Annotated in this window: 19 protein-coding genes; 10 read left to right on the forward strand and 9 right to left on the reverse strand. The window is 25.6% G+C overall.

Annotated features, from left to right (window positions below; genetic code table 11):
* Positions 1 to 503: 503 nt before the first annotated feature.
* On the forward strand, positions 504 to 1337 hold the full coding sequence (locus RT575_RS02250; RefSeq protein ID WP_313578466.1) for a sulfurtransferase: 834 nt from the start codon (positions 504 to 506) through the stop codon (positions 1335 to 1337).
* Positions 1338 to 1559: 222 nt separating this feature from the next.
* On the opposite strand, the gene RT575_RS02255 is transcribed toward RT575_RS02250, so the two are convergent.
* Positions 1560 to 2660, reverse strand: a complete 1101-nt coding sequence (locus RT575_RS02255; RefSeq protein WP_313578468.1) for a PorV/PorQ family protein — start codon at positions 2658 to 2660, stop codon at positions 1560 to 1562.
* A gap of 105 nt (positions 2661 to 2765) precedes the next feature.
* On the opposite strand from RT575_RS02255, the gene RT575_RS02260 reads away from it, so the two are divergent.
* From RT575_RS02260 to RT575_RS02270, 3 genes are read left to right on the forward strand one after another with little or no spacing between them, the layout of a single operon-like run.
* Complete coding sequence (locus RT575_RS02260; RefSeq protein ID WP_313384186.1) at positions 2766 to 3506, forward strand: CDP-alcohol phosphatidyltransferase family protein; 741 nt, start codon at positions 2766 to 2768, stop codon at positions 3504 to 3506.
* Positions 3503 to 4261, forward strand: a complete 759-nt coding sequence (locus tag RT575_RS02265) for a 3'-5' exonuclease (protein WP_313384184.1) — start codon at positions 3503 to 3505, stop codon at positions 4259 to 4261. Before RT575_RS02260 ends, RT575_RS02265 begins: the two co-directional genes overlap by 4 nt.
* A 3-nt stretch (positions 4262 to 4264) precedes the next feature.
* Positions 4265 to 4873, forward strand: coding sequence for a fumarylacetoacetate hydrolase family protein (locus RT575_RS02270; protein ID WP_313384183.1), 609 nt, complete (start codon positions 4265 to 4267; stop codon positions 4871 to 4873).
* A 60-nt stretch (positions 4874 to 4933) separates the two neighbouring features.
* Here the strand turns inward: RT575_RS02270 and RT575_RS02275 are convergent, their stop codons facing one another.
* Positions 4934 to 5398: a hypothetical protein gene (locus RT575_RS02275; protein WP_313384181.1), complete on the reverse strand. Its 465-nt coding sequence runs from the start codon at positions 5396 to 5398 to the stop codon at positions 4934 to 4936.
* 317 nt (positions 5399 to 5715) lie between these two features.
* On the opposite strand from RT575_RS02275, the gene RT575_RS02280 reads away from it, so the two are divergent.
* The gene (locus RT575_RS02280) at positions 5716 to 6126 is read left to right on the forward strand and encodes a hypothetical protein (protein ID WP_313578470.1); all 411 of its coding nucleotides are present in this window, start codon (positions 5716 to 5718) and stop codon (positions 6124 to 6126) included.
* Positions 6127 to 6132: 6 nt separating this feature from the next.
* Positions 6133 to 6804, forward strand: a complete 672-nt coding sequence (locus RT575_RS02285; protein WP_313578472.1) for an HAD-IA family hydrolase — start codon at positions 6133 to 6135, stop codon at positions 6802 to 6804.
* 64 nt (positions 6805 to 6868) lie between these two features.
* Here RT575_RS02285 and RT575_RS02290 read toward each other — a convergent pair whose 3' ends face one another.
* Genes RT575_RS02290 through RT575_RS02310 form a run of 5 tightly spaced genes read right to left on the reverse strand, consistent with a single transcriptional unit; the run spans position 6869 to position 11108 of the window.
* Positions 6869 to 7654 carry a C4-type zinc ribbon domain-containing protein gene (locus tag RT575_RS02290; RefSeq protein ID WP_313578474.1) on the reverse strand — a complete coding sequence of 262 codons (786 nt, stop codon included), beginning with the start codon at positions 7652 to 7654 and terminating at the stop codon, positions 6869 to 6871.
* A 2-nt stretch (positions 7655 to 7656) separates the two neighbouring features.
* Positions 7657 to 8751: a Nif3-like dinuclear metal center hexameric protein gene (locus tag RT575_RS02295; RefSeq protein ID WP_313578476.1), complete on the reverse strand. Its 1095-nt coding sequence runs from the start codon at positions 8749 to 8751 to the stop codon at positions 7657 to 7659.
* Positions 8752 to 8755: 4 nt separating this feature from the next.
* A complete protein-coding gene (locus tag RT575_RS02300) occupies positions 8756 to 9241 on the reverse strand; it encodes a GNAT family N-acetyltransferase (protein ID WP_313578478.1) in 486 nt (161 codons plus the stop codon).
* Positions 9242 to 9255: 14 nt separating this feature from the next.
* On the reverse strand, positions 9256 to 10173 hold the full coding sequence (locus RT575_RS02305) for a dTDP-glucose pyrophosphorylase (protein ID WP_313578480.1): 918 nt from the start codon (positions 10171 to 10173) through the stop codon (positions 9256 to 9258).
* 56 nt (positions 10174 to 10229) lie between these two features.
* A complete protein-coding gene (locus tag RT575_RS02310; protein WP_313578482.1) occupies positions 10230 to 11108 on the reverse strand; it encodes a ChaN family lipoprotein in 879 nt (292 codons plus the stop codon).
* Positions 11109 to 11184: 76 nt separating this feature from the next.
* On the opposite strand from RT575_RS02310, the gene RT575_RS02315 reads away from it, so the two are divergent.
* Positions 11185 to 12084 carry an ABC transporter ATP-binding protein gene (locus tag RT575_RS02315; protein ID WP_313578484.1) on the forward strand — a complete coding sequence of 300 codons (900 nt, stop codon included), beginning with the start codon at positions 11185 to 11187 and terminating at the stop codon, positions 12082 to 12084.
* Position 12085: 1 nt separating this feature from the next.
* Positions 12086 to 12916: an ABC transporter permease gene (locus RT575_RS02320; protein WP_313578486.1), complete on the forward strand. Its 831-nt coding sequence runs from the start codon at positions 12086 to 12088 to the stop codon at positions 12914 to 12916.
* Between the two features lie 55 nt (positions 12917 to 12971).
* On the opposite strand, the gene RT575_RS15570 is transcribed toward RT575_RS02320, so the two are convergent.
* Entirely contained in the window at positions 12972 to 13100 is a 129-nt protein-coding gene (locus tag RT575_RS15570; RefSeq protein ID WP_409515939.1) for an ArsC/Spx/MgsR family protein, read from the reverse strand.
* The gene (locus RT575_RS02325; RefSeq protein WP_313578488.1) at positions 13079 to 13315 is read right to left on the reverse strand and encodes a hypothetical protein; all 237 of its coding nucleotides are present in this window, start codon (positions 13313 to 13315) and stop codon (positions 13079 to 13081) included. The genes RT575_RS15570 and RT575_RS02325 overlap by 22 nt, the downstream gene beginning before the upstream one ends.
* Before the next feature lie 40 nt (positions 13316 to 13355).
* Here RT575_RS02325 and RT575_RS02330 point away from each other — a divergent pair, with 40 nt between their 5' ends.
* Both RT575_RS02330 and RT575_RS02335 read left to right on the forward strand, forming a co-directional pair.
* Positions 13356 to 13763 carry a DUF6146 family protein gene (locus RT575_RS02330; RefSeq protein ID WP_313578490.1) on the forward strand — a complete coding sequence of 136 codons (408 nt, stop codon included), beginning with the start codon at positions 13356 to 13358 and terminating at the stop codon, positions 13761 to 13763.
* Positions 13764 to 13799: 36 nt separating this feature from the next.
* On the forward strand, positions 13800 to 14198 hold the full coding sequence (locus tag RT575_RS02335; protein WP_313578492.1) for a hypothetical protein: 399 nt from the start codon (positions 13800 to 13802) through the stop codon (positions 14196 to 14198).
* The last annotated feature ends 17 nt before the right edge of the window (positions 14199 to 14215 follow it).

Genomic DNA, 14215 nt, shown 5'->3' on the forward strand with positions numbered 1-14215 from the left:
TTTTAGATGAATATAATAAGGATTCAGAAACTATCTTTTTCGTAAATACTTTAAAAGTATTTTACAATAATTTAAAATATTAACTATTTAATTTTCAGTAATTTAATTAAATTAATAAAATATATAAATCTAATTTTTATGAGAAAACAAGAATAATTTCGCAATAAAATAGAAATTTATAGTTGGTTATCAATCACTTCCATTTATTAGGCTAAATTATGTTAAATTCAGTTTTTAATTTTAATTAAAACCCCATTAATAGGACGTTTTAGAGATAATTTGAAAATATTTTACAATTAAATAAAAGTGAAAAATTATAACTTTTTTTTAAATAGATAACTCTTCTCCTAGTATTTCTGTTTTAATCAAGATCTAAAAATAAAAATTAAAAAAAATGGTTTAGTTACAAAATGATTCATCAAAAATAATTTTATAAATTTATTACCATTAGAAAATGTCATCATATATTACTGAAGTTTCTATTTCAATAAAAATTATTACTTATGTATTTCAATCAACCAATAATATCTGTACAAGAACTAAAAGAAAATATTAATAATCCATCTTTGATATTGTTAGATTGTACAATCAATAAAGTTGGACAAAAAATGTATTCAGAAAATTTAGAATTAATCCCCAATTCTAAATTCTTTGATTTAGAAGGTAAATTTTCTGATCGTGCTATTAATTTACCACATACGCTTATTAATGAAAATGATTTTACTAGAGAAGCACAAAATTTAGGAATTAATAATGATTCAATTCTAATTTGTTATGATAGATGGGGAGTTTATTCTAGCCCTAGAGTTTGGTGGATATTTAAAGTGATGGGATTCAATAATGTGTTTGTGCTAAATGGAGGTTTACCAAGTTGGAAACAAGAAAATTATTTGATTACAAATAACTATATTTTAGAAAATAAAAAAGGAAATTTTACAGCTGATTTTCAATATGATTGGTATGCAGACAAAGAAATTATGTTAAATTCAATTCATGACTTTTCGAAAACTATAATAGATGCACGATCAGAAGGTCGTTTCAGAGGAATTGATCCAGAACCAAGAAAAGGTTTGAGAAGTGGAAATATTCCAAATTCGAAAAATTTATTTTTTGAAAATGTTTTAGAAGGAGATAAACTAAAACCTAAACAAGAATTAGAAATTATTTTTAATTCTATTACCAACAACGAAAAGGAAAATATTTTTAGTTGTGGTTCTGGTGTTACTGCTTCTATCCTAGCCTTGGCAGCAAACTTTATTGGTTACGATAAAGTAAAAGTTTACGATGGTTCTTGGTCTGAATGGGGTGCTGATGAAAATTTACCAATTAGTAAATAAGCAATTATGACATAAGAATAATTCTTCTTAAAAATAAAGAATTGAATAGTTCCTATTTTATTCGTATTTGCGTTAAGGATTGAAGTTTAAATCCTTTTTTATTGGTAATTCTTTTTATAAATTTTCATCTGAAAAAAAATAAATTACCAATAAAAAAGATTGTAACGAAAAGCCTGACCTGAAAGGAAACGCCCAATTAAAATTTATAAAAAATAATAAATGTTATCTCCATTTATCCATTTCGAAACGAACAGAAAAGATATTTGAGTATAAACCTAACCCACTATTTCCGAAATTTGTTAAAGCATAATCTATTGATATTCCTTTATATTTGAAACCTACTCCAGCATTTGGCTGAATTTGTGTTTTCTGTTTACCATCAAATTGTTCAATTTTTTGAGCATTATTGAATCCTCCACGTACAAAAATCATTTCATCATAAGATAATTCAAAACCTATTTGTGGTGAAATAGAAAAACCTTTTCCTGAAATAATAGAGTTAGTTTGTTGAAATTCTACGTTCATATCTATTTCTCCTAAGAGAGAAACTCTATCATTAAAATCATATTTTTTACCAATACCAAATTGCACTTTTGGCAAAGTAAGCTCTATATTTTCTGCAGGTAAATCATTCAAAATCATAGGAGGACCATCAACATTTGGTTCATCAACTTCTATTTCTTTTACTTTATTTTTATTTATACTCCAGGCATTAAAAGTAGTTGTGATATCTCTTGCCATAACACCAAAATACATCTGATTATCTGTACGATACTGCAAACCTAAATCTATTCCAAACCCAACTCCTTGTGCAAATTTACCAATATGTCTGTACACAAATTTTGCATTAGCACCAAATTGTATATTTTTATTATTGAATACATTTCCAGCATAAGACATTGTTAAAGCATAATCTGCAGTTGAAAATTTTGATATTTTATCATAATTAACATTACCTTGCTTATCTATTAATTCTGTTGTATTTAAAATATCATCTACTCCAAAACGCATCAAAGAAAATGCAATTGTTGAATTACTTTCTCTAAGAGGAATAGCAACTGCAGCATAATCAAATTTTGCAATTGACTGAAAATATTCCGCGTGCATTGCTGCAGCTTCCCAATCATAATTTACCTCAGTTAAACCAGCTGGATTCCAATAAGCAGCATTTGCATTACCAATATTTGCTACAACAGCATTTCCCATTGCAAAAGAACGAGCATCTGCACCAATACTCAAAAATTCATTAGAATATTTTCTAATTGCTTGAGAGAATACAAATTGACTGGTGATAAATGATAAAAAGAAAATAGATTTTTTCAAAATAATTTGATTACGAGTATAAAAACACAAAAATAGCTGTTTTATTGTATGTAAAAAGGATAAGGATTAATATTTGTTTGTATTTTTGTTTAGAAAAATTCATTTATGAAATTAATAACAATACCTAATTTACTTACACTTCTTAACCTTTCTTGTGGAGTTTTATCCTCAATATTTCTTATTTCGAGCAATGGAAACGTATCAGCTGAAACAATTACAATTGTTTTGATATTAATGGTTATCTCTTTAATTGCTGATTTCTTAGATGGAATGGTTGCTCGATTAATGAAAATTGGAAGTCCAATAGGTAAAGAACTTGATTCTCTGGCTGACTGTGTTTCATTTGGTGTTGTTCCAGGATTGATGTTATTTGAAATATTTAATCATTTTTCTACAAATTTTATTTATGAAAATGAAAATTTAAAAATAGCTGCTATTTCATTATTCGCTTTTCTTGTACCTGCATTTTCTGCATTACGTTTGGCTAAATTTAATTTAGATGAAGATCAAGCTACATATTTTAAAGGATTAGCAACACCATCAAATACTCTTTTTATATTTTCAATTTTCTCAATTTATTATACAAAAGGAGAAATAATTAATACTGAAATAGATCCATTTTTATTGATAGTTATTTCTGTAGTTTTTAGTATATTATTAATTATTGATTTACCTTTATTTGCCTTAAAATTTAAAGGATTAGGTTGGAAAGAGAATTATTATAAATATATATTTTTAATTATTACATTGGTTTTGATTGCATTATTACAAGTAAGTGCAATTCCATTAATTATATTATTATATATTATTATCTCTATTATTTTTAGAAAAGAAATTATAAAATGAAATTAAGTAAAAATATTTGTTTCTTTGATTTGGAAACAACAGGAATTAACGTGTCAAAAGATCGTATTGTAGAAATTGCTATTGTAAAAGCTTTTACTGATGGATCTAAAGAAGTTAAATCTTGGAAAGTAAATCCAGGTATTCCGATTCCTCCAGAAACTACTTTGATACATGGTATCTCTGATGAAGATGTAAAAGATGCTCCTAGTTTTAAAGAATTAGCGCCAACAATTATAGAAATGATTAAAGATTCTGATTTAGCAGGCTTCAATTCAAATCGTTTTGATATTCCATTATTAGCTGAAGAATTATTACGCAACGGTTTCGATTTTGATTTAGCGAAACATCGCCCTATCGATGCACAAGTTATTTATCATAAAATGGAACCAAGAAATTTAGGTGCTGCTTATAAATATTACTGTGGTAAAGATTTAGTTGATGCGCATTCTGCTGAAGCAGATACTTTAGCAACGTATGAAGTGTTAATGGCACAAATTGAAAAATACGATGAAATAGAAAATGATAACAAATTTTTGAGTGAATTTTCTTCTCAACGCAAAACAGTAGATTTAGCTGGATTTATACAAGTTGATGACAAAGGAAATGAAGTAATATCTTTTGGTAAATATAAAGGACAAATTGTTTCTGATGTTTTTGCAAAAGATCCAGGATATTATACTTGGTTACAAAATGCAGATTTTCCTCTTTATACAAAAAAAATATTCACAAAAATAAAACTACAAAACGGATTTTAAGTTATGAAAATTATATGTGTTGGTAGAAATTATGTAGATCATGCAAAGGAATTGAATAATGATGTTCCTGATTCTCCTATGTTTTTTATGAAACCAGATTCAGCAATATTAAGAAAAGGATTTCCATTTGTAATTCCAAGTTTTACAAACGAAGTTCATTTCGAAACAGAATTGGTGATAAAAATAGATCGAGTTGGGAAAATGATTCAACCTCAGTTTGCTGATCGCTATTTTTCTGAAATAGGTCTTGGAATAGATTTTACAGCAAGAGATGTACAACAAGAATTAAAAGATAAACGTTTTCCTTGGGAAAAGGCTAAAGCTTTTGATGGTTCAGCATTTGTTTCTGATTTTTTTCCGAAAGAAAAATTTGATTTAACGAATCTTAATTTCAAATTAGAAAGAAATCAAACTATTGCACAAGAAGGAAATACAAATCAAATGATTTTTGATATTAATACACTTATCGCTGATTGTTCAAGATATTTTACTCTTAAAAAAGGTGATTTAATTTATACTGGAACTCCAGCTGGTGTAGCAAAAATAAATTCAAAAGATATTCTTGAAGGATTTATAGAAAATGAAAAAGTTTTCGAAGTAAAAGTTCTTTAAAAAAAATAGGGTAAATGATTTTTTCATTTACCCTATTTTTTTGATTAATCAAAAAAATGATTAGTTTAATACATACTTAAATCCTAAAGAAAATCTTCCTGCTTTAAAATTAGAATCATCAGAAATATTCCACCAAGGTTTCCAATCGAAATGAAAAGCTAAAGGAACACTTGGTATTTTATATTCTAAACCAGCTTGTGGACGAATTCCAAAGTAAGTTTTATCACTGCTACCGCGATCTACAAAAGATAATTGTGGACCAACACCAACATACCAATTTAACCCATTTGCTCCAGCAATAGATTCATTGTATGTATAATCTGCACCTAAAACAGTAATGTTGTCACCAAACATAACTTGTACATTACCTGCATTTCTACCATCAAAAGAATGTTTAAATTGTGGTCCGAATAATGATTCTCCATTACCAAAATCTACAACTAAACCCAATGAATTATTATAGTCCTGAGCATTTACTTCCGTAATTCCAAGTACTAAAACAGCGGCTAATAATAATTTTTTCATTTCTAAATTTTATATTTTTTTTATTGAGTCTTAAATATTACAAAAAGCGTGCAAATTTTTTGTTAAAGAATAAAAAATCATAAAAAAAAACTAACAAAAATCATCATTTAATTGATTATAAAATGGTTAATAATCTATTTTTTTATAAAAAATATTATTTTTAGAACAATCATATTAAATTGTATTGTTCATTTTTATTATTCGCAAAAAAATAATTAACAGAATATCAATAACCTTGTAATTTATTATGAAGAACATATACTTATTTCTAACAATTATATTTGATTTTTTAACTATTTTTATTTTAAATTTAAAATATGAGATTTTTATTATTAATTTTCACTATCATTAGTTGTAATTTACAATTTAGCTATGCTCAAGAAAAATCTTTAATTGAATATGAAATTTATTTAAATAAAATAATAAAAAATGGAAGATATTATATATCGTCTGAAGAAGCATTGATTAAAAATTCACCTAATTATGTGAAAAATGAAAAAGCTGAGTTTTTTTTTATTATTAACTATATTTCAGACGGAATTTATCAAGGTATTTTACAAAGTGATTTTGGAAAATTAGTTTATGTTAATGAAAAATATCTTTCAAATGATAAAAATTCTAAAAATGCTAGAGAATATATAAAAACCCATAAAAATGAAAACATATCCTCAAGAATAGGAAAAGCTAGATTTGCTATAATTTCAGCAGAGTTAAAACATAAAAATTAAAAAATCATGACAGTCATTTTTGATATGGATGGAGTAATCGTAGATACTGAACCATTACATAAATATGCTTACTTCAATCATTACAACGAATTAAACATTGATGTTTCTGATGAATTATTTGAATCTTTTACTGGGCAATCTACAAAAAATGTATATCAAAATTTGAAAGATAAATTCAATTTAAAAGAAGATGTAAATGATTTAGTTTTACGTAAACGTACAATTTTTAATGATTCGTTTGATACAAAAGAAGATTTAGAATTGATTCCTGGAGTAGAACAATTAATTAAGGATTTGTATCAAAATAATTTCGAATTAATTTTAGCTTCTTCTGCTTCTAAATCTACAATCAACAAAGTATTTGATCGTTTTAATCTAAATCAATATTTTGTACATAAAGTTTCTGGAGAAGAATTTCCAAAATCAAAACCTGATCCAGCTATATTTATTCATGCTGCAAATTTAGCGACTTCAAAAAAAGAATTTTGTATTGTTATAGAAGATAGTACAAATGGAGTGATAGCTGCAAAAAATGCAGATTTATTCTGTTTAGGTTATGATAGTGAAAACTCTAAAAATCAAAATTTATCACAAGCAGATGATATTACAAATAACTTTTTTAATATTAATGCTGATTATATTAGAAATCTTATTTCAGGATTAGTTTCTAAAAAATAAAAATTAAGGCATTTATAAATTATAAATGCCTTAATTATATATTTTAAATTATTAAAAGATAAAATTATCCTTTGATAACATATTCCATTTTTTCTTGCTCTTCTAAAGCTAATTCTAAATCAACCAAAATACGGCCAGAATGCTCATCAGTAATAATTTTTTTACGTTGTGCGATATCCATTTGTCTTTGTGGTGGAATTGTAAAGAAAGATCCAGCAGATGCTCCACGTTCTACAGGAACAACAGCTAATCCATTTTTTACAGAAGATCTAATTCTACTATAAGCATCAAATAAACGTTTTTCTATTTTATCTGCATATTCTGTAGATAACTTTAATAAAACAGCTTCTTCTTTTTCAGTATCTTTTACAATAGTATCCAATTGAGCTTGTTTATGAGACAAATGCTCTTTCATTGAAACTAATTTTGTATTGAAATCTTCAATTTGAGAATTTTTTTGTTGAATTTTAATTGTAAATTCACGAATACGTTTTTCAGATAATTCGATTTCTAATCCTTGGTATTCGATTTCTTTAGCTAAAGCATCAAACTCTCTGTTGTTACGTACGTTATCTTGTTGCTTTGTATATTTTTTAATTAAAGTTTCAGCATTTTTAATAGCTTCTTTCTTTAATTTAATATCTTCATCCAAACCTTTAGTTTCGTCAACAACTTTTTGAATTCTTGTTTCTAATTGTGCAACATCATCACTTAAATCATCAACCTCCAAAGGTAATTCTCCTCTAGTGTTTCTGATTTCATCTAAACGTGAATCGATTAATTGCAAATCGTATAATGCGCGAAGCTTTTCTTCTACGCTAAGCTCTTTGATATTTTTTGTTTCAGACATAGTTAACAATAATTAACAGGATTGGTATTAATTCCAGAATTAAAGATGACAAAATTAGTAAATTTTTCTTTAAGATACGAAGTTATTAAATTTTTTGTAAACTGTTCCGATTCAAAATGTCCAATATCTGCCAAAACAAGCTTATTTTCAGCAGAAAAGAAATCATGATATTTTAAATCTGCAGTAATATAAATATCAGCTCCAGCATTTTTTGCATTTTTTATTGCAAAAGCACCAGATCCTCCAAGTACAGCTACCTTTTTTATTTTCTTATTTAATAATTTCGAATGACGAATCATTGGTGTATTCATTTGTTCTTTCAGATAACTAAAAAAATCTTGTTCTGACATTTCTTTTTCTAATTCACCAATCATCCCAATTCCGATATATTTATTTTTATTATTTAAATTTATAACCGAATAAGCGACTTCTTCGTAAGGATGATTATCAAATAATGCTTTCATAATATTTCCTTCCAAATGATTTGGCATTACAACTTCTACTCTACTTTCAGCTACAGTTTCTAATTTTCCTTTTTCTCCAATATATGGATTAGCACCTTCTATAGGTCGAAAGTTTCCTTTTCCCTCTGTGCTAAAACCACAAGAATCATAATTTCCTATTTTCCCTGCTCCTGCTTCGTAAAGAGCATTTTTTAATGGATCTAAATTTACTTTAGGTACATAAGTAATTAACTGTTTAATAGTATTATCTTTCGGGATTAAAATAGTTGTATTTGTTAATTTCAATTGTTCTGCAATTTTAAAATTAACTCCAACTTTAGAATTATCCAAAGCTGTATGAGTAGCATAAATGCTTATATCATTTTTAATTGCTTTTAAAACAGCTTTTTCTACATAATTATTCCCATTCAATTTCTTTAATCCAGAAAAAATGATTGGATGAAAGCTAATAATTAAGTTACAGTTTTTTACAATAGCTTCTTCTACAACTTCTTCTGTTGTATCTAAAGTTACCAAAATTCCTGTTACATTATTAGAATAATCTCCTACCAATAATCCTACATTATCAAAATCTTCTGCATAAGTTAATGGCGCTATTTCTTCCATTACTTTTGCTACATCCTTTACTTGCATTGTTTTATTTTTTCAAAATCAACTTTTCAGTTGGAACATCGTGTTCAATTCCTTTCCAATAAGAAACAAAGTTAAACTTTTCTAATAATTTTCTAGACGCTGTATTATCTGGATCTATAACAGCTATAATTTCATAAGTTGGAAATCTATCTTTTGATAAAGTTATTAAGTGTTCACAAATTTTAGAACCTATTCCTTGTTTCCAAAAGTCTTTTTTTAATACATAGCCAATTTCAAGAGAATTTTCTAAATGTTTGTTATATACTAATTTACATTCTCCAGCAATTGTTTGATCATCTTTATAAACTTTAAAATAACCAATATCATCATGAATTGAGCTTTTTTCTAAAATAGAATTAAATTTATGATTAGCTTGTTCTTCGGTCATTCCTTTACCAGTAATGTACCTCATTACATCATCATCTTGAACAAGTTTAAAATATTCATTAAATTCTGATGGTTTATATTTTTCAAAATGAATTTTACTCATGTATTTTATTTAATTTATTTCCATAACATTTTTGGATAAATATCCATTTCGATTAGATCTCTAATTCTTTCTATAAGATATTGTTTATCCTCTCGATTATATATTCTACTACATCTTTCATTAGTTTTTCTTACAATTACTTCTAATTGATTTTCTTTAATCATATTATTAATTACTGAATAAAGAGAAAATGTTGATTCTAATTCAGAAGAATCTTTCTTTAAAAATTGAGAAAACTTATCCTCTAAAAATCTAAATATTGATGGATGAAAAATCCAAAAGTTAATAGAAGTTGATGCTTGAGAATCAAATATTAAATCGTCATTTATTTCATCAGAAATAATTTCTTCATTATCATTAAAATGAATATTATTAAATTTTTTAATATGAACTAGATAATCTTTATTTATTGTACAAAGACCTCTAGTAACATAATTATGCTTTTCTATAGTATTTTCTAAATAATAAGTAATTAAACCATATCTATTTGGTAATATTATTCCTTCAACAAATAATTCTTTTGCTTTATAAAAAGTTGTCTTTCCATATAAATGATCAGCATCAATGACAATAAATGGGTTACTAAGATGACTTTTCGCTATAAGCAAAGCATGACCTGTTCCCCAAGGTTGTTTTCTATTTTCAATAGAGTCATAAATACTTCTTGGAACTGCTGTATATGTTGTTTGTAAAATAAATTCTACTTGACTAAAGTTCTTATCAATAATATGCTGAAAATACTTTTTTGTTTCTAGTCCAAAATCTTGATTAATAATAAAAACAAAATGTTTTATACCTATTTCAAGTGCATCAAAAATTGAATATTCTAATAACGTTTCTTTATTAGGTCCTATTGGATCTATTTGTTTTTGCCATTCATATTGTTTACCAATATTTCCTGCTAATATTACTAATGATAAATTATCAGACATGATTTTTTATTCTACAAAATTTGAATTTAATATTTTATCTACAGATAACCTAATGTTTAATAAGATTTAGGAGAATCTTTTGGTAAAACAATTATAAATTCTGTTGGAGTAAAACTTTCTTCTTTTGGTTTTTCTATATTTAATTTATTATCTGATGCTTCTAAAATTTCGATAACAGCTATTCTTAAATTAGGATTTGTATGTTTCAAATACCAATAAATACCTCCGTAATTTTTTGAATGATAATCACCATTAAAATGTATAAATAATTCTCCTACTTTATAACTAGATAAAATAGATTCAGCCATTGTAGCATCTTTTACTGCTTGAGCTGCAACAAATTGTTTAGCTTTTAAACCAGCATGTTCTCCCATCATCTTTATCATTTCTGGATATCCAGGAGCATTATAATCAATATCAAATGGAAGTTTAACAATATTTTTTTTATCATCATTTGATATTGTATCTAAACTTGACAACCCATTTTTTGAAATGTATGAAGCAAATTTTCTAGTAACATTTGTAGCAATAAATGAAATTTTATTTTCTTTTGCGAAATCAACCAAAGGTTTATAATCTGTTGAGTAATTTTTCCATAAAGTTGTTCTTGTTTGTAAATCCTTATCTTCTATCTTATTTTTTAAATAATCAGTTAGATCTTTTTGTTGATGACGTTCAAACATTTCAGCACCAAGAATAATCTTTCCATCCTTTGCTTTGTATAATGCTTTAGTCGTTTGTAATTGTAACCAATGATTTATCGCATCATTATGGTGCTCTCCAAATAAAACAATGTCATAAGAAGAAAGTTCTTTTATCATTTTATCAAAATTAACTTTATCTTCTTTTTGATTATAAATTTGATAATTTTTTAGATCTTGTGCGTTTACAACAGATATAGCAGCAAACATGAATGCAAGTATAACTTTTTTCATTATTTATTTAAATTAATTCTAAATTGTAACAAATAAACAAAAAACTTGACCAATAATAAAAATTAAATTCATTTGTATGAATAAAATTCTTGAAATAAATCATCTAACAAAGAAATTTGGAAATTTCACTGCTGTAGAAGACATAAGTTTTTCAGTGGAAAAAGGAAATGTATATGGTTTATTAGGACCAAATGGAAGTGGAAAATCTACAACATTAGGAATAATTCTTAATGTAATTAATCCAACCAATGGCAACTGGAAATGGTTTAACAAAGAGCCTGATAACAATTCGCTTAAAAAAATTGGTGCTATAATAGAAAGTCCTAAGTTTTATCCTTATTTATCTGGACAAAAAAACTTAGAAATTATTGCAGACATTAAAGAAGTTAACTATAAAAGAATTGATGAAAAACTTGAACTTGTTGGTTTACTACATCGTAAAAAAGACAAGTTTCAACATTTTTCTTTAGGAATGAAACAACGTTTAGCAATTGCAGCTGCTTTACTAAACAATCCCGAAGTTTTAATTCTTGATGAGCCTACAAATGGATTAGATCCTCAAGGAATTATACAAATACGTGAACTTATCATAAAAATTGCTGAACAAGGAACTACAATTATTTTAGCAAGTCATTTACTTGATGAGGTAGAAAAAGTATGTTCGCATGTCGTAGTTCTCAATCAAGGTAAAATGCTTTATGCTGGTTCTGTAGATCAGATGAGTTCTAATTTTGGAAGTATAGAACTTTCAGCAAATAATTCAGAAAAATTAATAACCGTATTAAACAGTTTCTCTTTCGTTGCTAAAGTAACACAAGAAAATTCAAAAATAATAGCTGTTCTAAGTCAGGAAATTGACACGGCTGAAATTAATAAACTTTTATTTGATCAAGACATTATCCTCAGTCATCTTGTAAAAAGAAAAGAATCTTTAGAACAACAATTTTTCGATTTAATTCAGAAACAAAATCACTAAAATGAAACGATTATTTAATATAGAATGGAATAAAATATTTTATAATAAAGGAACAAGAATCTTTATTATTTTATATTTTTTGATGATAATTTTAATGGGAATTATCTTACCAAATTTCAAACCTTATTTAAATGGATTTAATATTAATTTTATTGATTTAGGTGCATTAGAATTTCCAGTCATTTGGCATAATATAACTTGGTTAGTAGGTTTTGGAAAGTATTTTTTGGCAATCATTGTTATTAATAATATTACAAATGAATATTCTTTTGGAACTTTTAAACAAAATACAATTGATGGATTAACGAAGACAGAGTTTTTTCAATCAAAAGTCTTAATGAATATAATCATTACTCTTTTTTCAACATTGATTGTAGGAATTATTATTATTTCATTAGGGATTATCTTTAGTAAAAATACGAGTATATTTAATGGGATTGAATTCCTATTTGGTTATTTTATTGAAGTACTTACATTTATAATTATTTCAATGTTTTTATCTTTTTTATTAAGAAAGAATGCATTTGTTATTTTAGCTATAATTGCTTTAAATATTGGAGAAACAACTATAAAAGGAATAGAGTACTATTTTAGATTATCAAATTTATCATTAGATAAAGAAAATAATTTATTTCTATTAAGTAGATATTTACCATTTAAATCAAATGGAGAAATCATAGATTATCCAAATACTGATGTAGCTAATTTTATGGCTGATAAAAAATTATTCGTTCCAGATACAATTCAATGGGATTACTTAGGTATAAATATTTTTTATATCATTTTATTTTCAGGGCTAACGTTATTCTTAATAAAGAAAAGAGATTTATAATCCAATAAAAAACTCCTTTTATAAAGGAGTTTTTTGTTTTATTTGGAATAATAAATTATTTTATAAAATCTTCCACCAATTCTTTTGGTCTACCTATTACTCCACTTTTTTCATCAATAACAATTGGTCTTTGTATTAATTTGGGAAATTTTACAAGTGCATCTAAAATATCTTCATCAGATATTTTTTACCTTTATAATTTACTTTCCAATCTTCCTCATTAGTTCTAACAATATCAATCGGATTAACTTTTAGCTTAGATAAAATATTTTTTATTTCTTCTTTTGATAATGGTTCTTTTAAATATTCTCTTATTTGAAATTCTTTTCCAGAATCTTCTAAAACCTTCAAAGATTCTCTACTTTTCCCACATCTTGAGTTATGTAATATCGTATACATTATTCTTTTATTTTTAGTAAATTTATTAAAATTTAAAGTGATGAAAAAATTACTACTATTTATTAGTATTTTTCTACTATTCAATGCATGTTATTCAAATAAACATAATATAAATGCTGAATCATCTCTAAAAGAAAATTCATTAAAGTTTGAACCTAACGATGATGGAGAATACGATATTATCGTTTTAGATCCGCAATATGATGTTTATTTAAAATCGATTGCATTACCTAAAACTTTCTATACCGAACAATATTACAAACAACAAAACAGACAATATGTAATTATATGGAATCAAAGATATTTGCAACCATTTGCTTATAATCCTGATTTATATGCTGTAAGCATAGATTTAAATCCTACGGTAGATTATGGTTATGATTTTGAATATAAGCTATTTAATTTTTTTAAGTTCATAGAATACAAATATCATGTAAGAATTAGATAATTACTTCTATTTTTGCAAACTAATTTTTTAAATAAAATGAACGATTTTTCAATTAAAATATATAATCAAATCATTGAAGTTATCCCTAGTTTAGAAGGATTACAAAAGAAAGATACTAATTTATTAGAATTTCATATAGAGAATGAATATAAAGCAGAGATTGGAGATTTTTTTATCCAAACTTCTGAAGAAAATGAAATCTGGATAAAGACATCACATTCATATACAACATATAAAGTTGATTCTGTTGAAGAACTTTTATATATTTTAGAAGGTTTATTTTTTAATGAATTATTTTGGGTTGTTAGTTATGAAGATAATGACTGGGATGATACATTTTTAGTTTTAAAAGAACAAGATATTAAAACTGAAGAAGGTATTTCTTATAAGGTTTTATCTTGGAATGGTAAAGATGACCGTTTTATAGCTGCTTAATATTTTTAACTTCTAAT

Source organism: Chishuiella sp., assembly GCF_032109125.1.
Classification (GTDB): Bacteria; Bacteroidota; Bacteroidia; order Flavobacteriales; family Weeksellaceae; genus Empedobacter.